Source organism: Sphingopyxis macrogoltabida (assembly GCF_001307295.1).
GTDB classification, from domain to species: domain Bacteria; phylum Pseudomonadota; class Alphaproteobacteria; order Sphingomonadales; family Sphingomonadaceae; genus Sphingopyxis; species Sphingopyxis macrogoltabida_B.
On sequence record NZ_CP012700.1, the window covers coordinates 2,837,451 to 2,856,916 of the forward strand.

The window sequence follows — 19,466 nt, forward strand, 5'->3', positions numbered from 1 at the left end:
TCGGAAGGAAACGTGAAAAGGCGGCCCGTCCCGATAGGGACGGACCGCCCGCCGAGTGACCTGGACCTGTCAGGAGGGGTCAGGCAGCCTGCTCGGCAATCTCGTGCGCAACCTCGTCATCGGCCGGGTCCGCGGCTTCATCCTCGACCGGTTCCTCAGGTGAACCGAACCGCATGAACTCAGGCACCCACGCTTCCGCTCGCGTTTTCACATCCGCCTCGCCGATGAAATTGCCGGAGAAGATACGCTCGGCGGCGCTCGCCAGCTCTGCCTTCTTCGAACCTGCATAGCGACTGACGAGTTCGGGGCCGCCTGCTGCATCGAGCGCTTCGAGTGTGCGAGCCTTGGCCACACGATCGAAGAAGTTCGCCGCAGTCGGCCGCCACCAATGCGCGGTTTCGATCTCGAGCAGCGACCCGAGGATCTCGTGCAGCGGCGCCGAGCGATCACCTTCGCAGGCAAGGCTCGCGACCAGCGTGCGCGATACGACATGGCCGAGCCAGGCCGAACGTGCTTCATCGCTCAATGCGCGGAAGCGTTCGAACCGCTCGACATCGGTCTCACCGGAGCGCCAGCTTTCGTCGAGCGAAGCGGCGAACTCGGCGAGCGCAGCGCTTGCCGGGGCGTCCTTCGCCTCGAATCCGGCCACCGGTCCCGATGCAACCGAACCGACCAGAGTCGATGCCTTCTTCGCGCGCCAGTCATGCCCATCGGCATCGGCGAGCGTGAAGACCATGAAGTCCAGCGCAAGTGCGGGATCGTTGGCGAGATGGATCGCCAGGATATCGCGCCGCTGCATCGCGAGCTCGTCGAGCAGACGCTGCGACAGCGCCCCGCTCTTGCGCTTGGTATCAGCACCTGCATCCACCGGTTCGACAGCTCCGTCATCAGCGTCGATGACTTCAACTTCGGTGTAGAATTGCGGCACCAATGCCGGTTCGCCATTGCGAGAGAGCACGAGGAACGCTCCAGCCTCCGACTTCAGCTCATCGGCAAGCACCGGCGGTCGGTCGTTGAGATCGCGCATCGCGCGGTCGATCGAGACCAGTTCCTCTTCCGCCTTGGCGATCTCGCTTTCGTCGCTGTCCTCATCCTCGAGGATGGCCGCCGTCCGGTCGTAGTCGGCTTCAAGGTCGCTAAGCTCGCGGGCCTCCTCTTCGGTGAGCGGAGCCGGCTCGCATGGGAGCCGATTGAGGCCCTCGACGAGATCGTGGCTGACATAGTTGCCAAGCGTGGGTCGCACCCAAGCAAGTCCATGTTCTTCCGCGACCTTCTTCGCAGCGTCATCCATCGCTTTCTGGGCCAGGTCTTCGAGCAGCGCGACATCGATCCAGCTCTCGCTGGCTTCGTCGTCGAACAGTTCGCGTTCGATGCGGCCACCTGCAGCAAGGTAGGCGTCGCGCCCGACCAGAACCGCGCGCGGATCGGAGCCACGAACAGTGGCATCGAGCACCATGCGGCGGATGGTGTCGGGCGTGACCTGATACCAGGCATCCTGCAGCTCGGCATAGACGTGTGCCTGGCGGTCGATGTCCGAGATTGCCCCATAGGCCTTGGCCATGTCGAGCGTGATCGCGCCTTCGGCGAGCGCTTCGAAGACACAAGGTGCGAGACCTGCCAGTCGAAGGCGACCCTCGACGAAGCGCACTGTAAGACCGAACCGGCGGGCCACGTCTTCAGTGCTGGCTCCCGCCTCGATGATAGCGGCGAAAGCCTGTGCCTCGTCGGCCGGGTTCATTGCGAGGCGCTGGAAGTTCTCGGCGAGGCTCGCTTCGCGCACTTCGCTTTCCTCGCCTTCGATGACAAGGCAAGTGACCTCGTGGTTCTTGGGAAGCGTGCCCTCTTCGACCAGCGCCTGTAGCTGAGCCAGACGGCGACCACCGGCCTCGACTTCGAACTTGCCGCGCTTGGCCTTTCGCACGACGAGGTTCTGCAACAGGCCTCGGGCGGCGATGTCCGCACGCAATTGCAGATCGGCAAGGACGTCGCTCGACTTGCGCACATTGCGCGGGCTTTGAACGAGCTTCTTCAAGTGAATAGACTGGATCATGGATTGTCTCCTGATGGATTGGAGAGCCACGCGAAGATGCATGGCCCGACAAGCCACCGGCTCCCTCCCCTCTCTCACGCTTGGTCGTGGATTTGCCCGTCAGGCCGCAATGGCCGGGAGAATAGAGGATGCCTTCGACACCGGGACGAAAAGGCGCGTGCGGTAACGAATGATCTCGGTGAAACAGCCCTTGGTCTTGTACCAGTCGAGTCGCTCAGGCGCGTAACCGGTGAGTTCGAGGCGTTGCTCGCCGCCGACCAGAGAGCGCTTGATGGTCAGTGCGTCATGACTGGCAAGCGGCTGGGGCGTCCCGCTTGCCAGGACCAGTTTCCCGAGTTCGGCTGGAGCCGGGCCGGACACACCCTTCAAGCCGAACGTCTCAGTGATCTTGGCAAGGTCGATATCGAGGACTTCGCGTCCGATGATCGAGCTGCCGTCCTCGGCGGCAAGCCGCGTCACCCGGACATGGTCGCCAGGCAGCCGCTTCCAGACCGAGAGCAGCAGTCCCGTGGCCAGATGCACTCGTTCGGTGACCGGCGAGGCCGCTGCGGCGCTCTCTTCTTGTGTCCACAGCTGAGAGAACTCGGTCACGCCGACCTCTTCCCACAAGCTTTCTCCAAGCGCGTCGAGCGTCCAGTTGGCGGATTTAAGCGGGCGAAGAAGGCGGCGACGTTCGATCACCGCGCCATCATCGGCAATGAGGCGCCGCGCCGGAACTGACAGGGCCACCTTGCCCGAGCGCGCATTGCGCAGGGGAATGGCCTGGGGTGATCCGATCTCGTGCATCCTCACGAGACGTTTGAAGCGCAGCGGACGCAATTGGCGTTTCACTTCGAGCGAAACGAGGCGGGTTTCGGCCCCCGAAACAGGATCGGTGCGGAGCACATCATCGGATAGCACCGAGAAGCTGTCGACACGGACCGTTTCCAGCCCCAAATCGAGCGTGCCAGCCTCTCGTGCGGCCTCGATCCGCGCTTCCACAAGTCCGAGATATTCCTCGAAGATGCTGTTTTGCAGTGCGATCGGGAGCGCAAGTATGCGATTGAGCCAGCGTTGGATCGTGGGAAGGTTGTCGCTCAGGCCGCCATCGGGGTTCTCGAGCTTGAGTCCCGTCCTCTCGACGAAGTCCCCGAAACGGGCCGCCTCGAGTTTGCCATCGTAAAGCAGGTGGAACCAGCGCGAGAGCGCGTCCTTCGCATAATCGCTTTCGAGATTGTCGGCAGGGTCGAACAGGTTCTGACCTCCGGTCTGACGCTGGCCGCGTGTGAGAGCGCCCAATGCGTCGAGCCTTCGCGCAATGGTCGAGATGAAGCGGCGTTCGCCCTTCACATCGGTAGTGACCGGGCGGAACAGCGGCGCAGAAGCCTGGTTGGTGCGGTTGGTCCGGCCGAGACCCTGGATCGCATTGTCGGCGCGCCACCCCGGTTCGAGGAGGAAATGAACGCGGCGCTGCTGGTTCTGCGCATCGAGGTCGGCGTGATAGGATCGTCCCGTACCCCCTGCGTCCGAGAAAACCAGGATACGTTTCGCTCCGTCCATGAAGCATTGTGCTTCAGCGACGTTGGCGCTTGCGCTTCGACGTTCAAGCCGCTGCTGACCGTCGCGTCCCAAGACCAACCTGCGCGTGCGGCCTGTCACTTCCGCCACGGCATTGGTCCCGAAATGCTCAATGAGGGCATCGAGTGCAGTCGCGATAGGGGGCAATGCACAGAGTTGCTCGATCAGTGCGTCGCGTGCGGCGATGGCACGCGAGCAGAGAACGGGATTGCCGTGCTCGTCGCTCATCGCTTCGGAACGCAGGTTGCCCTCCTCGTCAGTGAAGACCTGCATCAGGCGCACCGGAAAGCTCTTCGCCAGATAATCGATGACATATTCTTTGCAGTCGCAGTTTATGTCGAGCGTGGCGGCGAGAGACGCAGGTTTCCTTCGGTTTTCCATGATTTCACTCCAGATAATATGCGGGTTAGAGGGAGTGTTCGAAGACGGGTCAGGCCCGCCTTCGAACGTCGGTGAGCATTGTGATCAAGGCGTCGGAAGGCGGCTTGAAGCGCCCCGGCTTGATCGCAGGGGCACCGTGGGCTGCGAGAATCTGCAGCTTCTCTTCGGGATCGGCGCGCAAGTAGGTCTCGGTGCTCTGGATACTGGCGTGGCCGAGCCATAATGCGACCTTGCGAATGTCCCCCGTCGCCGCGAGCGTGTGCATCGCGCAAGAATGACGAAGCACGTGGGGTGTGACGCGCTTCCCAAGGATCGACGGCTGCTTCGTCGCTGCCGTCTTGACGTGCTCGGCCAATCGGAACGCAAATCCGTCGCGGGTCATCGGCTGCCCGTTGGCATTGAGGAAAATCTCGGTGACCTCAACTTGAGGCCGGATCGCAAGCCATGCGCGCAATGCGATCTGGGTCTCCTTCCACAGCGGCAGGACCCGTTCACGTCGCCCTTTGCCCATGATGTGCATGGTGGACAGGGAGCGGTCCGGGAAATCGCCCAGTTGCAGCGTTACGAGTTCCGACACCCTCAGTCCGCCAGCATAGGTAAGATGCAGCATCGCGCGATCACGGGTGCCGAGGCGTGTCCGGGGATCGGGTGTATCGAGCAAAGCCTTGATCTCGGCCCGGTCGAGGTAATCGATCAGCGCCTTGTCTGTCTTCTTGGTCGGGATTGCTCTGACACGGAGTGCCTGATCGAGGCAGGCTGGAATCCGGTACTCGATGTATCGGAAGAAGGATCGGATCGCGGCGAGCCTGCCATTGCGGGTCCGCACGCAGCTGCCGCGGCCGATCTCCACATGATCGAGGAAGGCCATGATCATGTCTGTGCCGAGATCCTCAACCTCGAGATCGGTCGGTCGGCGCTTCAGCCGATCGGCAGCGAACTGGACGAGGAGGACGAAGCAGTTGGCATAGGTCTTCACCGTGTGCGGGCTGACGGCGCGTTCGCGCGGCAGATGTTCCCGCAGATATGCCGAGAGATGGGGAGCAAGCGCCGTCATGCCGCTTCTCCTTGAAAAAGTTGCTCGCTTGCAGCCGCAATGTCGCGCAGCAGCACTGGCGTGGCTTCGAGATACCAGTACGTGTTGGCGATCGACGCGTGCCCCAGGTAGACACTGAGACCGGCCATGTGGTGGGCAATGGCCTCCCTGTCACGCGGGCAGGACTCAAGCGAGCGAACAGCGAACGTATGTCGCAGATCGTGGAGTCGCATGCCTGCCGTACCGGTTGCTCCACGATATCCGAGAAGCCGGGCCAACCTGACGAACACGACGTGGGCGCGCACCTTGTGCGGCGCCCGCCCCCGGATAGTGACGAACAGGTCATTACACTTGGCCGGGTGCTTCGCGCGGATCGCAATGTAGGCTTCGAGTGCTTGGCGCGTCGATGGCTGCAAGGCGATCAGTCGCTGCTTGCCGAACTTGCCGTTGCGGACGACCAGCCCATCCTCGACCAGATCGTTGCACTGTAGCGCGAGAGCCTCGGAAATCCGGAGACCTGTCGCCGCGAGCAGGCCGAACAGGTAATGGTACGTGTATGGGCTAATCGTGCCATGGGGCGGAACGTTCAATGCCGCCGCCATGATCGCCCGCACCTGGTCCGCTTCGATTATGGTCGGAGTGGGACGTGGCCGCTTCCCCCGGCCGAAAACGCCGACAGGCGGGACTTCGTTGTCTGGGTTCTCGGCATGAGCGAAAAGGCTGAAGTTACGAGCAGCGTCGTACCTATGGCGAGCCACGTTTTGCGAGCTTGCCGTGTGGCACCAGTCGTAGATGCGCTGCACTCGGGTGTGCCGGTCACCGAAGCGTTCAGCGAAAGCGGCGTATTGGCGCAGCAGTCGTTCCTGTTCCGAGAACTTCCGCCCCAAGCTGCGATACAGCGAGACGTATCTGGCAATCTGCGTGCTCAGCATGACGGTTCTCCCGGCCATGGCTGCGCGATTTTCATGAGCATCGGCAGGTCGACCTTGGCGTAGATGGCGGTGGTCTCGGGCGAGCTGTGGCGCAGGATCGTTCCAACGGACTCCAGCCCTGCGCCCGCGCGCAGCAAGTTGGTGGCAAGCGAATGCCGGAAAATGTGCGATCCGGTCGGCACGCCTTCGATCCCGCCGCGCTCATGCGTGCGTGCAACGATGCCGGCGATCTCCGCCGATGAGCGGAACGAACGGAACGGGGCTTGCGCGCGCACGAACAGATGCGGATCGGCGGTCTTGGGACGCGCCGTGGCAATGTAGTCCAGGATCGCGTCACCGACGTCCTGAGGCAATGGCAGGCGATCAGGCCGACGCGTCTTGCCCTTGACCGTCAGGTGGCCCGAGCGCCAGTCGATATCGTCGAGGTGCATATCCCGAATATCACCGGCACGCAGGCCAAGCCGGGCGAGCAGGAGAATGATGGCCTTGTCCCGAACTTCCACCGGGCGATCAGTCGGACATGCGCCGATGATCTGCTCGATCGTTGCCGGGTTAACGTGCCGGGGCAGCGTCGAAAGACGGTAGCGTTGCACTGATGGGATCGCGTGCAACAAAGCTGGACGGCAAATACCCTGCACGACCAGGAACCGAATATAGCTCCGTATTATCGTGACGAGCAGTGATGCCGAACCCGGCGTCTCCTTGCTTCGTTGTTGAAACGCCCGTCTGAGGACGGCTGCATCCCATTGTGAAGGCTCGCCGAGCATAGGCGCGAGCCGCCTGATATCGGCCCGGTAGCGCCGGATCGTCTCATCGGTCGCGCCGCGGTGTTGCTTGAGCCATGCCAGATATGCCGCCATGTGCGGGTCGTCATCCGACACCAGTTCGACTGAAGGGATGACACCGCGGTCGCGCAAGAACTCGACGAAGTGCCGAGCGCCTCGCCGCCGCCGCTTCGCGCCCGAGGCAACAAGCTTGCCTCGCTTGCGCCAGACCGGACATCGACAATCATGCGCGCCGTACTGGTCGATGATCGTGTCATCGATATCGGCCCATTGTCGTCGCGCAATGCGAAGCCAGGCCGCGAAATGCTCGGCCTCGGATCGATAGGACTGGGCCGGTCCTTGCGCGAGTTGCAAGCGATCGATCCCATCGAAATAGTCGGCGAGGTGCCGTGGCAGATCGTCGATCCCGTCGTCGACACCGACGTAGCCTTGATCCTCCAGGAAGCGGACGAAGCGCCTGACTCGCGCTGCAATGTCCGCCTTATAGACTGGCTGCTGCGCCGAATACCGGTGGCAACGGCACCGATGCTTCTCGAACCGCCGAACGGTCCGATCGTCGATCGTGCGGATCGCGATCCCATGCAGTTCCATCCAATGCAGGAAATGACGGGCCGCAGCGCCAAACAGAATCGCACTGCCTGACCTCTCGTCGAGCGACAGAGAGGAGAGGAATGCGGTGAGTAGAGCGTCGTGACTGGGCGGGTCTTCGACCCGGAGCCGGGCCGCTCGAAACGACAATAATGATCTTGATCGCATGTTGGTTCCTTCGACTTGTTCAGGTCGAGGGAACCGTAATTATCTGGAGTGAAATCATGGAAAACCGAAGGAAACCTGCGTCTCTCGCCGCCACGCTCGACATAAACTGCGACTGCAAAGAATACGTGTAATGTGGAGCTCCACATTACACGTATTCGCGCGGAGAGAGATCGATATCGAGCGCTTCTCGCTCCTCGTCCGAGAGATCGGCCAGGCGCCGGTCGAGCATGGCCTCGGCGGTTGAGACCAGCTGCACGACAACCGAATTGTCCTCGCCAAGCGAAGCTTCCATGGCGGGGATCAGGCTCGGCAGTTTCATCGAGAGCAGAAGCTGCGCAAAGAAACGCTGCTTGGTGCCTTCAAATATTGAGAGCGCCGCAGCCTTGGCGTTGCGATTGAGCGTATCGCCGCTGTCCTCGTCGACCACCCTTGTGGCTTCGAGCGCTTGGTCGAGATTGCGGTGGATGATGGCTTATCGCGAGGAAGCGGTAATGCGGAGGAGCGCGGCGTAACCGGCGAATTCCCATGATAGTGTGCGCAGTTGCTGCGCATTATATTGGTTGCGAACCTCGGCGGTCCCTGGACCAGCTGAGGAGGCAATCATGTTGAAGTTGCATGACGAGTTGATCACCGAACTCTCGAATTCGCTCACCACACAGAATTACAATCCCGTGGTCGTGGCGAACCACCGTCTCTACGCCCGCGCGTTTCTCGATTATCTGGCCGAGTGCGATATACAGGTCGAGACTGTGACGCCGCAGCAGGTCGATCAGTATTTTGGCTATGCGGTTCAGGATTTTGAGATCCAGTACGGTCGGCCTCCCAGTGCGCGTTGGCACATGTTGCCCCGCACCGCGATCGCCAAGCTCCTCCGGCTTGCTCAAGGCAATTGGCCCCCGGACGCAGAAATGATCGGTCCCGATGACGAGCATCGACATGAAATTTGCCGCGAATACGAGGCATGGCTGCGCGAGGAGCGCGGTTTGGCAAGCGCGTCCATTGCGGCGCTGATGTGGGAGGCGCGAAACTTCCTGCGATGGCAGTTCGACCGGGCCGGTGCCGCCAGCCTCGAAACGTTGAGCATCGTGGACATCGATCTCTACATGGACATGCGCGCGCCTGGTTTACGGCGCAAATCATTGGCCGATGTCGCTGAGCGTCTCCGTTCGGTGGTTCGCCATCTGCATCGGACGGGTTGCATCCCGACCGATCTGACGCCACACATCATCGGCCCCATGCTCTATGCCTACGAAGATGTGCCGTCGACGCTGGAAAGGAGCCAAATCGCCGCGGTTCTGGCGACAACGCAGGAGGACAGATCGCCACGCGGACTACGCGATTATGCGATACTTCAGCTGCTTGCCACGTATGGGCTGCGCGAAGGTGAGATATGCCGCCTTCGGCTCGATGACGTGGACTGGCGCGCAGAATCCCTCCGGATCTGCCACACCAAGACCAACGCGTACTCGTACATGCCGCTAATGGTGACTGTTGGTGAAGCGCTGCTGGATTATCTGCGCCTTGGGCGGCCCCAGGTTGAAGTGCGGGAAATCTTCGTCCGATCCTGCGCACCCTATATCGCAATGACGAACCTGTACGGCATGATCCGCGGTCGGTTGGCCGCCGCAGGCGTAGTGCCAGCAGGAAAGCGGGGGCCGCATGTCTTCCGCCACGCACGTGCGGTCGAAATGCTGCGGGCATCGGTCCCGCAAAAGATCATCGGCGACGTGCTCGGGCATCGATCCACCGAATCCACCAATACTTATCTCAAACTGGCAACAGATGATCTCCGAGCCGTGGCACTCGAGGTGCCTGGAATGGAGGTGCTGTCATGAGCGCCTGGCACGATCCCGATCGCACCGTCGTCGACGCCTTCCTGGTAAAATCGCAGTTCCGGCCGGGAAGCGTACCGACATATCGCTGGTTCCTTTGCACCTTCGAAGATGTTGCCCGCCGGCATCCGGCGGTGGACCGGCAGATGCTCGACGCCTGGCTGAAGGAGATGCAAAAACGTTGGCGATTGTCGACGCTGCTCAATCAGGTCTGCATTGTCGACCGCTTCCTCGACCACCTCGTCGAAATCGGGCTGATCGCCGACAACCCTGTTGCTGCACTTCGCCGTCGGTACAACGTCAAGCAAAGCAAGCCGATCTGGCGGGCCTTGGCTTCCCCGAATCCCGACGAATCCTTGGCCGCGTTACGACGGCCTGCGCCCTTCGGCAGCGTGCTGGGTGACTTCATGCAAGACCATGTCATGCTGATGCGCAGCCGGGGATATCAATATGAAGCGCAGGCTCACTGGCTGCTGCGGTTCGATCGGTTCCTTCAGGCCCGTCCCGACCTCGCGGAGCAACCACTTGAGGCAATGATTGCGAGCTGGGCGGCTGCCAAGCCGACCCGCAACCACGCGGCTGAATGCCAGAAGCTGGCGCGCATCCTGACCAAGGCGCGGTTCCGCCTCGATCCGACTATCCCGCCAAAGCGCTTCAATCCCCGGCCAGAGCGGGAAGTAGCGCGGGAGCATCGGCAACCGCATATCTTCAGCCCGGCTGACGTTCGGCGTATGCTCGATACCGCACGGACTTATCCGTCGCCGGACGCTCCGCTGCGGCCGTTGACCCTCTACACCATGATCATGCTGGCCTATTGTGCCGGGCTACGGCGAAGCGAGCTGGCATGGCTCGATCTTGGTGACGTGGACCTGCAATCAAGCACGATCACGATCCGGGAAACGAAGTTCTACAAGACCAGGATCTTGCCTCTATCCGACAGTGTCGCGGTCGAACTGCGCGCGTACATCGATGCGAGGCGGCGCGCTGGCGGCCCACAGAACCCGAAATCAGGGCTGTTCTGGCATGCCCACTTAAATGACCGCTACAGGCCCGAGGCGGTTACGACAATGATTACCAACGTCATGCGCCGTGCTGGGCTCAAGCCCGCTTCGGGCCGGACCGGGCCGCGGGTCCATGACCTTCGTCACTCGATGGTGGTGAACCGCATCCTCCAGTGGTACCGGTCCGGCATTAACCCTCAGGAAAAACTGCACTTCCTCTCGACCTACATGGGGCACCGGGATCTCCACTCCACGCTGGTCTACATCACCGTCACGCAGGATCTGTTGCAGGAAGCCAGTGAACGGTTCCGCGCGCTCGGCGCCCCGTGCCTTGTCACGGAGGCGCGGCCATGAGGAAAGGCAATCCATTGCCCGCGTTGTTGCGGGCGTTCTTCCAGGAGTGGCTGGCCGAGCAGCGCAGCGCGTCAATCCACACGATCCGCTCTTATCGCGACACCTGGCGGCTGCTGCTTCGGTTCGTCGCGGAGCGAAAAGGCTGCGGGGTCGCGCGGCTGACGCTCACCGACGTCTCGGCCGGCGAGGTGCGCGCGTTCCTTCATCATACCGAGCATGGCCGCAAGACCACGATCGGCACGCGGAACTGCCGACTGGCCGCCATCCGCAGCTTCTTCAGCTTCGTGGCGGACAAGAATCCGGAATACATCGCGCAGTGCTCAGAGGTCCTGGCTGTTCCGTTGAAGCGGGAGCCCACCTCCGCGCCGTGCTACCTCGAGCCCGAGGAGGTCGAGGCCATCCTCGCCCAGCCCAACCGATCGACACTCGAAGGGCTGCGCGACCATGTACTGCTCTCGTTCCTCTATAACAGTGGCGCGCGAATCCAAGAGGCGCTTGACCTCTGTCCCGAAGCAATCCGGTTCGATGCACCGAACTTCGTGCGTCTTTACGGCAAGGGGCGCAAGGAACGCATCTGCCCGCTCTGGCCAGAAACCGTGGCATTGCTCAGGAAGCTACTGGAGCGACAGCCGCGTGCGCCCGATGAGCGGATCTTCGTCAATCGATACGGTGAACCGCTAGGGGCGTCAGGGGTGCGGTTCAAGCTCAACGCCTACGTGGAACAAGCCGCGAAATCGACGCTGACCCTCCAGTCAAAACACGTTACGCCTCACAGCTTCCGGCACGCGACCGCCGTCCACCTCGTTGCCGCCGGAGTCGATATCACCGTCATCCGCAGTTGGCTCGGGCACGTCAGTCTCGATACGACCAATCACTATGCTCAGGCCAATCTGGAGACCAAACGAAAGGCGCTGGAACAGGTTGGCGCCCCGGCGGCGAGCAACGTGCCACCTTCGTGGAAGCGAGATGCCAATCTGATGGGATGGCTCGACACCCTATAGAATAATGTGAAGGACGTGGCGAAATGTTCCGCAGCTTTGCAGGACTACGCCGCGTTCCTCCGCATTACCGCTTCCTCGCGATAAGCCGTCTTATGGCGAGCTGCGCATAAGATACCCCAGGCCTCGGCATAGGCATCGTAGATCCTCACCTGCGCTTCTGTGAGCTGATGTTCGAGGATCTCGTATTCGACCCCCGCAAAGGACAACGCGCGGGCAAGATAGAGCCCCTGTGCCTTGAGATCGCGGGCAACCAGTTCCATCGCTGCCACGCCGCCAGCGCGGATTTCGGTCATGAACGCCTCATGCGTCGGAAATGCGGTCTCGGGACCCCACAGTCCAAGCCGGGCTGTGTAGCCGAGATTGGCAATGTCCGATGCGCCGGTTGCCGATGCGTAGAGCACGCGAGCGCGCGGCAAGTGGTTTTGTAGCCTCAGGCCCGCCATGCCCTGCTCCGAGCCTTTGACCTTGCCGCGGGTTGAGGAAGAGCCGAGCGCGTTCGCCATGGCGTGCGCTTCGTCGAAGGCGATCACGCCCTCGAACTCCTCTGTGGCCCAGTCGAGGATCTGCTCGAGCCTCGTGTCCTCGGCGCGTCCCGAACGCAGCGTCGGATAGGTTACGAACAGGATACCCTCGGGCATCGTTACTGGAGTTCCGAGCTTCCATCGGGAGAGCGGCTGGATGTCGAGCGTGAGGCCGCCAAGCGCTTCCCAGTCGCGGCGCGCATCTTCGAGCAAAGCCTCGTTCTTGGTGATCCAGATGTGACGGCGTTCTCCAGAGAGCCAGCGGTCCATCATGACACCCGCGATTTGGCGACCCTTGCCTGCGCCCGTGCCGTCACCGAGGAAGAAACCCTGGCGATAGGAGTGACCGTCTTCCGCGAGTTCGACCGTCGTTCCTTGTTGGCTCGGTCGAAATTGCCCCGGAAGGTCCCGTGCGAAAGCCTCGCAGGCGTAGACCAGTGTTTCGCACTGTGCCGCCGAGAGCAGTTTGCCCTCCTGCCAGTTCACGGGAAGCAAAGGGCGTGCTTTCGCTACTGGTGCCGCGACCGAGCCCATCGCGACCGATTCTACGAGCGGCGTCGGGTGAACAGGTGCATCCTCCATGATGACGCGGCTCGGCCGGTAAGGCAGGTAGATACCCGCCTGCTCGGGAACGGGCGCGGGCTCGTCCAGGGCTTGATAGTCAAGCGCGACTGCCGCGCTCTTTTCGGCGGCCCTGGACACGAATGGAGCGTCCGGCTTGCGCGCGGAAGTGCCGCTTACCAAGGTCGCAACCGAACGTACCGGAAGGCGATGGATCTTAGCTTGCAAGGGCGCACGATCGGGCAAATGCGCCAGGCAGGAATTCAGTTCGGTGAGATCGGCGAACTCTCGCGACATCGTGGAATTACCCTGAAGATTCGCTTTCTCGATCACGACCATTCTGACAGCGATCCCGGTTCCGCTTCGTGAGAATGCGCCCGACAGCCGGACGTTGATCAGCAGCGAGGCCTGTTCCTGGTCTTCGACAAAGGCCACGGCATCAAAGCCGTCCGGGAGAATGGCGAGGAGGCGACCTCCCACAGCGCAAATACGCAGCGCACTGCGCAAGTGACGCGTCGCCGTGCGGCCATCCACGCCCCGCTCGCTGCTTCGGGCGAAGGGAGGGTTCATCAGGATAACGCTGGGGCTTGGACCATTGGTGAGTTCGGCGATCAGCTCGCCATCATGTCCGAATAGACGGGCACGAGGGAAGAGATGCGCGAGCGCATCGCGGCGCACGCGATCAATCTCGTTCAGCGTCAACGAGCAATCTCGGACGTCACCCCAAAGAGCAAGCGCGCCATTCCCGGCTGACGGTTCGAGAATGTGATCGCGCGTGCCAAGGGACGCGGCCTTGGCCATCAGCCATCCAAGGATCGGCGGCGTCGAGAATTGCTGCAGCTCGACCTGGCTCTCGCTGCGCACGTGGCGGGGCGGCAAGGCTGCATCGAGCCAATCGAACCGTGCTGCAGCCTCGTGGAAACCTGTATCGAGGTCGACGCGTGAGAACTCGCGAAGCCAGAGCAAGGCCCCAATCTCGACCGCGTTGTTGTAGTCGTCGACGGTCCAGGCATTGCCCCAGTCCTGCACGCCGGTTTGAGCGGCGAATAACCCGGCAACGTTAGATCGCGTAAGGTGGCATCCATCCGCAAGTCGCCGGGAAATTTGTTCACCGATTGCGAAAGCGAGCGGAATTTTGGTCGATATCTCGCGGTCTGGGAAAAAGTCTGACTGAAACATGGCTTGTCGTCCTCCTGATTGAGGCATCGGGACATGCGCCCTCTGCCGGGTCAGGAATTCGAGAAGCTCTCTCTCCTCTTATCGACACGCCTTGTGGCGCAGCCATGACTGGAGTTCGTCGTTCCAGTCTGTCCCGCGCGAATTGGGCTGTCGGACTTGGATGTGCCGCCCTTCACGGAGATAAGAATCGCGCCCACGTTCAGCTGCAAGGTCGCCGCCAGAATCGTGATCGACGAAGAGATGAAGGTCGCTCACGCTCTCCGGAATGGCAACCAGCCCGAAGCGTTCATTGCCCAGCGTTGCCCACGTCGGGATGCCGGTGAGCGCATAGGCCGACATCGCGCTCTCAATGCCTTCGGCGAGACCGAGCCTTCCCTCGGCGGGTGCGAACAGACGTACTGCCGCCTCGCCGAGTGACCCCAGTGCGCGTTTCGGCTTGGCAAACGAAGCCTGGGTATGGCCGGAATGCGACAGGAAAGTCCGGTGAATGGCAATCGGTCCCTCGTCGAGGCTGACCGCAGCGATCATCGCTGGCAGGAAGCGGGCGCGCCCCTTCGGACCAAGCGGTGTGCGCGGGTGAAACCTCAGTGCATGGGACGTTGCGAGGATGCCGCGCTCTTCGAGATATGCCTTGGCAGGACTTCGCTGCAGCGGCCGGGCATCGCGCCAGATACGGAGCGCTGCAGCTGATGGCTTGTTGGAATAGCTCGGCTGGATCGGAAATTCGTCGGATGAGCCGGAAAACAGCGCTGAGGTCTCGATCCCTTCGCGAGCGAGGGCAGCAAGCACGCTGGCCTGATCACAGCCTGCGAAACAATGCAGGAGGATAGCCTTTCGGCCAAGCGTGACACCGAGCGAAGGCGTGCGGTCATCGTGCGCTGGACACCGGGCCATGCCCTTGGTGCCAGACCACTTCCCGCCGCGGCTCTCGCAGAGCTTGCGAGCGGTTTCCTCAAGCGAAGGACGGGATAGGGTTGAGTTCGAAACGGACATACTGGCTCCATCGCCGCACAATTGCCCCTGCAGACTGCCCCCTTTCCTCTTGCCGGACGCGTTTGGCGCTTTCCTACACCCCAATGTTCTATTTATGTTCTATTGCGCATTCAGGCAAGCTAGGAGAGAGCGCGATGAGACGAGAATGGGTAACTGCTGTGTGTTGCGGGCTTGCGATTGCGATCCCCACCATCGCTCAGGCGCAGGAGTTCCAGGTCTTTGATCACCGGCTGAGCAAAGTCGAAAAGCGGGCGGACAAAGAAGTCACGTATGCCCCTTCATTGGCGGTCATTGGGACCGAAAAAGAGATATCATCCCCCGCTCGTCGAAGTTTCAAAGAGACGCTCTACGAACCCCTCATACGCCAAGCTGAAGCAAGGTATCGATTGCCGCCTCGCTTGCTCCAGGCATTGGTCTGGCAGGAATCCCGTTTCAATCCGATGGCGATCAGTCCGGCTGGTGCAGCCGGTCTTGCGCAACTTATGCCTGCAACAGCACGAGAACTAGGTGTTACCAATCGGCACGATCCAGCCCAGAATATCGACGGTGGCGCGCGGTATCTAAGGCAGATGCTCGACCGGTTTGGTGCGATCCATCTCGCACTGGCAGCCTACAATGCGGGGCCCGGCGCCGTATCGCGTGCAGGGGGAATTCCAAGAAATCGGGAAACGCCGGGATATGTGAGGAGCGTTATCCAAAGATGGATGGCATACGGAGAGCTATGAACACGAATAGGAAAAGGATCAGCGGACGGCTCGAGCATCTCCCGCGCGGGGCAGCGATCGTGACAGATGCAGGCGACCACTGGGTTCTGGAAGGCTGCGAACCATCGAACGATGACTTCGGTTTCGAGGTCACTGCCGAGGGTATCGTTGTGGGCTTCGACCGCCTTCGAGTTGAGTGGCTGGGCCAAGTGCCGGCGTAGCGCACAATATCACGCAGCTCTCAAGATCGCGACATTGTCTGTTTTTCCGCGCATCGCATCGAGGAAGTTCGCCCAATCTTGAAGCATGGCGCGACGTGGCGCCAAATACTCTGCGGCATTGTATGCCCCGCGAACTTCGTTCTCCTCGCTATGAGCCAGCTGAAGCTCGACCCAGTCTTCATGGTACTTTCGGATCCACATTGGCGGCTGGCCGACTTCGACCAGCTGTTCATTGGCCCATGTGCTCGCAAGACCTCTGAAGCCATGAACAGTCTGCCGACCGTGATAGCCGAGACGATACAAACCATAGATCATGGTGTTTTCGGATAGCGGCACTCCACGCTTCTGGCCGGGTCGCGTCCGTCAAGGTGGTGTAATTTCGGCTGTGGCCGTGGGCCATCGTCAGGCGGCTTTGGCGGTGATGTGTAGGGGCTGATTTTCCTCCTCGATCATGGGTTGGTTGAGTTCGGCCATGCCTTCGATCTGCATGTATCGGTGCTGGAGCTGCCACTCGTCGTTCTGCTCCATCAGCACAGCCCCGACGAGGCGGATGATGCTGTCTTCGTTCGGGAAGATTCCGACGACGTCGGCGCGGCGCTTGACCTCCTTGTTGAGCCGCTCGAGCGGATTGGTTGAGTGTAACTTCGTGCGGTGCTGGGTGGGGAAGCCGGTGTAGGCGAGCACGTCGGTTTCGGCCTCGTCCATGCAGGCGCCGAGCTTGGGCCAACGGGTGCGCAACTGGTCGGCGACCTGTCGCCAGACCTGCGTTGCGCTTTTCTGATCGGGCTGCAGGAAGACCTGGCGGATCGCGGCGGCGACGACAGTGTTCTGGCCCTTGGGCACATAGGACAGGGCATTGCGCATGAAGTGCACCCGGCAGCGCTGCCAGGTGGCGCCCATGACGCGGGTGATCGCGCCCTTGAGGCCCTCGTGAGCATCGGAGATGACCAGCTTCACGCCGGTAAGACCGCGCCGAACAAGGTCCTTCAGGAAGTCGGACCAGAAGACCTCCGCTTCCGAGGGGCCGATATGCAGGCCGACGATCTCGCGCCGGCCCTCGGTGTTGACGGCCATGGCGATTATTGCGGCAACGCTGATGATCCGCCCGCCTTCGCGTACCTTGAGATAGGTGGCATCGAGCCAGAGATACGGCCATTCGCCGGTGAGCGGGCGTTTCAGAAAGGCATGGACGCGCTCGTCAATGTCCTTGCAAAGCTTGGAGACGGTGGACTTGGAGATGCCGGTCATGCCCATGGCCTGGACGAGTTCATCGACCCGCCGGGTGCTGACCCCGCCGATCCACGCTTCCTGGATCACCGCAACCAGCGCTTTCTCGACCATCTTGCGGGGCTCAAGGAAGCCCGGAAAATAGGACCCAGCACGCAGCTTGGGGATTTTCAGGTTCAGCGTGCCTACCCGGGTATCCAGCGAACGGTCGCGATAGCCGTTGCGCCAGGTCGCGCGCTCGCTGCTGCGTTCGTGGCGACCCGCGCCGATCAGGCCATCAACGTCGGCCTCCATGATCAGCTGCAGCACGTTCTCGGCGATGGTGCGCAAAAAATCCGGTTGGCCGCCCTTTGCAGCCAGCTCTTCGATCAGTAATCTGTCCTCGGTCATCGGGAACTCCTCTTCGTCACGGTTGAAGTGTGCAAACTCCACCATAACGATGAACCCGGTGGCCACCAGCGACGCCGCATTCCGGGGTGGGGCATGCCCCACCCCGGAATACACCATCGCCTACACCGGAAATTACACCACGAGCGCGGACGCTAACTCTGGCCGGGAAACACATAGTCACTTTGAGAACATGCGATCATCTCCTTGGCGAGCGAAGCGGCTTGCATTGACAGGGGTACGATATGCTCACGGTGCATCTTCATTCGATCAGGACCGATGCGCCAAAGCGGAGAGTTGCCGTCTAGATCCTCAAACTCGTGCTTCTTGGCGAAACGGAGTTCCTTCGTTCTGACCCATGTCAGAAGCGCGAAGGTGAGCGCTGCGCGAGTAATCTCGGAGCGTCGCTCCCCTTCTTCATTGTATTGATCCAGCTTGTTTATGAGCTCTGGCAACTGAGCGAGCGGCAGTTTGGCCATATGCTTTACTCGAGGGCGCGGCTTCAGAGCGCCGCGAAGATGAGCCGTGGGGTCCGCATCGCAAAGCCCACTCGCGATGGCGAACTGAAAAACTTGGCCAATGCTCTGCTTAGCACGCCGACTGATATCCAAAGCGCCCCGTTCTTCAATATTGCGGATCACGCCTAAAACTTCAGGCGGAGTGATCTCGTGCATCATCCTTTCGCCCAATACCGGAAACACGTCCCGTTCCATTCGAGACCAGACACGCTTCGCATGAGCTGGATTGAGGCTGCTCTTTCGATTCTTGTGCCACATCTCAGCAACAGCTTTGAAGGTTCTCTCTGGCTCGAAATCTCGACCGGGCTTGTGGACCATCGGATCCTTGCCTTCGGCCAAGGCAGCCTTTGCAAGCGTCTTCAACTCACGCGCAGCCGCGATTCCAACGTCAGGATAAGCACCAAAGGAAAGCAGCTTCTCCTTCCCGCGATAGCGGTATTTCAAGCGCCAAAGCTTCGTACCGTTGCCTTTTACGAAGAGGAATAGCCCTTCACCGTCGGCAAGCTTGTAGGGTCGTTCTGCCGCCTTCGCATTCTTGATCTGAATCTCACTCAAAGCCATTGGGGGTATCGCTCCTTTTCGGCACCCCCCGAAAGTACCCCCAAAATACCCCCACTCCAAATCCGGCTGCAAGCGCATGCAAGCGAACGCAAGCGGACGCGAATCAGCTACACCGCTTTGATTTCATTATTTTTTTCGGATTTATACGGAAGAATGCGAACCCATGAGGATTCGAGAATGGTAGCGGAGGAGGGACTCGAACCCCCGACACGCGGATTATGATTCCGCTGCTCTAACCGGCTGAGCTACTCCGCCCCGAAGGGTCGCCGCATCGGGCGAGCCGCGCCTATAGGCATCGCGATTGCGGCGGTCAATATCATGTACGCGGTCCGCGGAAATTAGCCGCGAAGGCGGTCTCCCACGGGCCGCCGCGATAATGGTGCGCGGCTAGTCCGGTGATCGCCAGCGGCCGGGGACGGAAATCTTCGGCAAGGCGGGCGAGCAGCGCCTTGGCCTCGCTGGCCGTCACCTTGTTCTGGACGGTGATATGGAGACGCGGCGTTCCCCGATCCTGCGCGGTCAGCGCGCCGAAGAAGTGATCGGCGATGCGGTCGCGGATCGCCAGCAGGGCGGCACTGTCGATACGGAAGGCCACACCGCCACCCAGCGAATAGACTTCGCGCAGCGCCGCAGCCGGAGGCGGCGTGTCGGCGGCGATGGCGCGGATCAGCCGCGTCAGTTCGTCGAGGCACGACGGCGGCAGTTGGTGGAAGAGCGTGATGTGCGCCGCGAGATGGTTACGTTCCGGGGGAAAATGGGCGGCGCGCAGCGCGTCGAAATAATGCTGGTCCGCCGCACCCATCGTCGCAGTCACGATGATGGGCACGGCGCCAGCGGCCGGGACGGGAGGGGGGATGTCCGGGCCGGCTATTGCGCGCCTCTACGGAAAGTCCGCGCGGGGTCGCTCAAGCA

Annotated in this window: 15 protein-coding genes, 1 tRNA gene and 2 pseudogenes; 5 read left to right on the forward strand and 13 right to left on the reverse strand. The window is 61.4% G+C overall.

The window, feature by feature from the left end; translation table 11 throughout:
• Positions 1 to 79 precede the first annotated feature (79 nt).
• The 6 genes and pseudogenes from AN936_RS13240 to AN936_RS13265 all read right to left on the reverse strand — a co-directional run.
• Entirely contained in the window at positions 80 to 2,050 is a 1,971-nt protein-coding gene (locus tag AN936_RS13240; RefSeq protein ID WP_054588557.1) for a ParB/RepB/Spo0J family partition protein, read from the reverse strand.
• A gap of 99 nt (positions 2,051 to 2,149) precedes the next feature.
• Positions 2,150 to 3,889, reverse strand: coding sequence for a strawberry notch C-terminal domain-containing protein (locus tag AN936_RS13245; RefSeq protein ID WP_420496808.1), 1,740 nt, complete (start codon positions 3,887 to 3,889; stop codon positions 2,150 to 2,152).
• Between the two features lie 148 nt (positions 3,890 to 4,037).
• Positions 4,038 to 5,042 carry a tyrosine-type recombinase/integrase gene (locus tag AN936_RS13250; protein ID WP_024310637.1) on the reverse strand — a complete coding sequence of 335 codons (1,005 nt, stop codon included), beginning with the start codon at positions 5,040 to 5,042 and terminating at the stop codon, positions 4,038 to 4,040.
• On the reverse strand, positions 5,039 to 5,953 hold the full coding sequence (locus AN936_RS13255) for a tyrosine-type recombinase/integrase (RefSeq protein WP_054587156.1): 915 nt from the start codon (positions 5,951 to 5,953) through the stop codon (positions 5,039 to 5,041). The genes AN936_RS13250 and AN936_RS13255 overlap by 4 nt, the downstream gene beginning before the upstream one ends.
• Positions 5,947 to 7,494 carry a tyrosine-type recombinase/integrase gene (locus tag AN936_RS13260; protein ID WP_011540750.1) on the reverse strand — a complete coding sequence of 516 codons (1,548 nt, stop codon included), beginning with the start codon at positions 7,492 to 7,494 and terminating at the stop codon, positions 5,947 to 5,949. The genes AN936_RS13255 and AN936_RS13260 overlap by 7 nt, the downstream gene beginning before the upstream one ends.
• 145 nt (positions 7,495 to 7,639) lie before the next feature.
• Positions 7,640 to 7,966, reverse strand: a pseudogene (locus AN936_RS13265) (methylase); the annotation flags it as partial.
• A gap of 130 nt (positions 7,967 to 8,096) precedes the next feature.
• On the opposite strand from AN936_RS13265, the gene AN936_RS13270 reads away from it, so the two are divergent.
• The 3 genes from AN936_RS13270 to AN936_RS13280 are packed head-to-tail and all read left to right on the forward strand — an operon-like array spanning position 8,097 to position 11,682.
• Entirely contained in the window at positions 8,097 to 9,329 is a 1,233-nt protein-coding gene (locus tag AN936_RS13270; protein ID WP_015449381.1) for a site-specific integrase, read from the forward strand.
• Positions 9,326 to 10,681, forward strand: coding sequence for a tyrosine-type recombinase/integrase (locus tag AN936_RS13275; protein WP_009823940.1), 1,356 nt, complete (start codon positions 9,326 to 9,328; stop codon positions 10,679 to 10,681). Before AN936_RS13270 ends, AN936_RS13275 begins: the two co-directional genes overlap by 4 nt.
• Positions 10,678 to 11,682, forward strand: a complete 1,005-nt coding sequence (locus AN936_RS13280) for a site-specific integrase (protein ID WP_009823939.1) — start codon at positions 10,678 to 10,680, stop codon at positions 11,680 to 11,682. Before AN936_RS13275 ends, AN936_RS13280 begins: the two co-directional genes overlap by 4 nt.
• Positions 11,683 to 11,726: 44 nt before the next feature.
• Here AN936_RS13280 and AN936_RS13285 read toward each other — a convergent pair whose 3' ends face one another.
• Entirely contained in the window at positions 11,727 to 13,943 is a 2,217-nt protein-coding gene (locus tag AN936_RS13285; protein ID WP_084758347.1) for a strawberry notch-like NTP hydrolase domain-containing protein, read from the reverse strand.
• Positions 13,944 to 14,021: 78 nt separating this feature from the next.
• Positions 14,022 to 14,936 carry a DUF7146 domain-containing protein gene (locus AN936_RS13290; RefSeq protein ID WP_054588560.1) on the reverse strand — a complete coding sequence of 305 codons (915 nt, stop codon included), beginning with the start codon at positions 14,934 to 14,936 and terminating at the stop codon, positions 14,022 to 14,024.
• An 83-nt stretch (positions 14,937 to 15,019) separates the two neighbouring features.
• On the opposite strand from AN936_RS13290, the gene AN936_RS24185 reads away from it, so the two are divergent.
• Together AN936_RS24185 and AN936_RS25520 are read left to right on the forward strand one after the other, a co-directional pair.
• Positions 15,020 to 15,661 (forward strand): lytic transglycosylase domain-containing protein, encoded by a 642-nt coding sequence (locus AN936_RS24185; RefSeq protein ID WP_420496809.1) that lies wholly within the window; start codon positions 15,020 to 15,022, stop codon positions 15,659 to 15,661.
• On the forward strand, positions 15,658 to 15,861 hold the full coding sequence (locus AN936_RS25520; RefSeq protein WP_084758353.1) for a DUF5818 domain-containing protein: 204 nt from the start codon (positions 15,658 to 15,660) through the stop codon (positions 15,859 to 15,861). The genes AN936_RS24185 and AN936_RS25520 overlap by 4 nt, the downstream gene beginning before the upstream one ends.
• Positions 15,862 to 15,870: 9 nt before the next feature.
• On the opposite strand, the pseudogene AN936_RS13300 reads toward AN936_RS25520, so the two are convergent.
• From AN936_RS13300 to AN936_RS13320, 5 genes and pseudogenes are all read right to left on the reverse strand, one after another.
• Positions 15,871 to 16,215, reverse strand: a pseudogene (locus AN936_RS13300) (tyrosine-type recombinase/integrase); the annotation flags it as partial.
• Between the two features lie 48 nt (positions 16,216 to 16,263).
• A complete protein-coding gene (locus AN936_RS13305; protein WP_006954973.1) occupies positions 16,264 to 17,478 on the reverse strand; it encodes an IS256-like element ISSpma2 family transposase in 1,215 nt (404 codons plus the stop codon).
• Between the two features lie 152 nt (positions 17,479 to 17,630).
• The gene (locus tag AN936_RS13310) at positions 17,631 to 18,554 is read right to left on the reverse strand and encodes a tyrosine-type recombinase/integrase (protein ID WP_234715568.1); all 924 of its coding nucleotides are present in this window, start codon (positions 18,552 to 18,554) and stop codon (positions 17,631 to 17,633) included.
• A gap of 178 nt (positions 18,555 to 18,732) precedes the next feature.
• Positions 18,733 to 18,809 (reverse strand) — tRNA-Met (locus AN936_RS13315).
• A 61-nt stretch (positions 18,810 to 18,870) separates the two neighbouring features.
• Complete coding sequence (locus AN936_RS13320) at positions 18,871 to 19,356, reverse strand: 2'-5' RNA ligase family protein (protein WP_054590282.1); 486 nt, start codon at positions 19,354 to 19,356, stop codon at positions 18,871 to 18,873.
• Between the last annotated feature and the right edge of the window lie 110 nt (positions 19,357 to 19,466).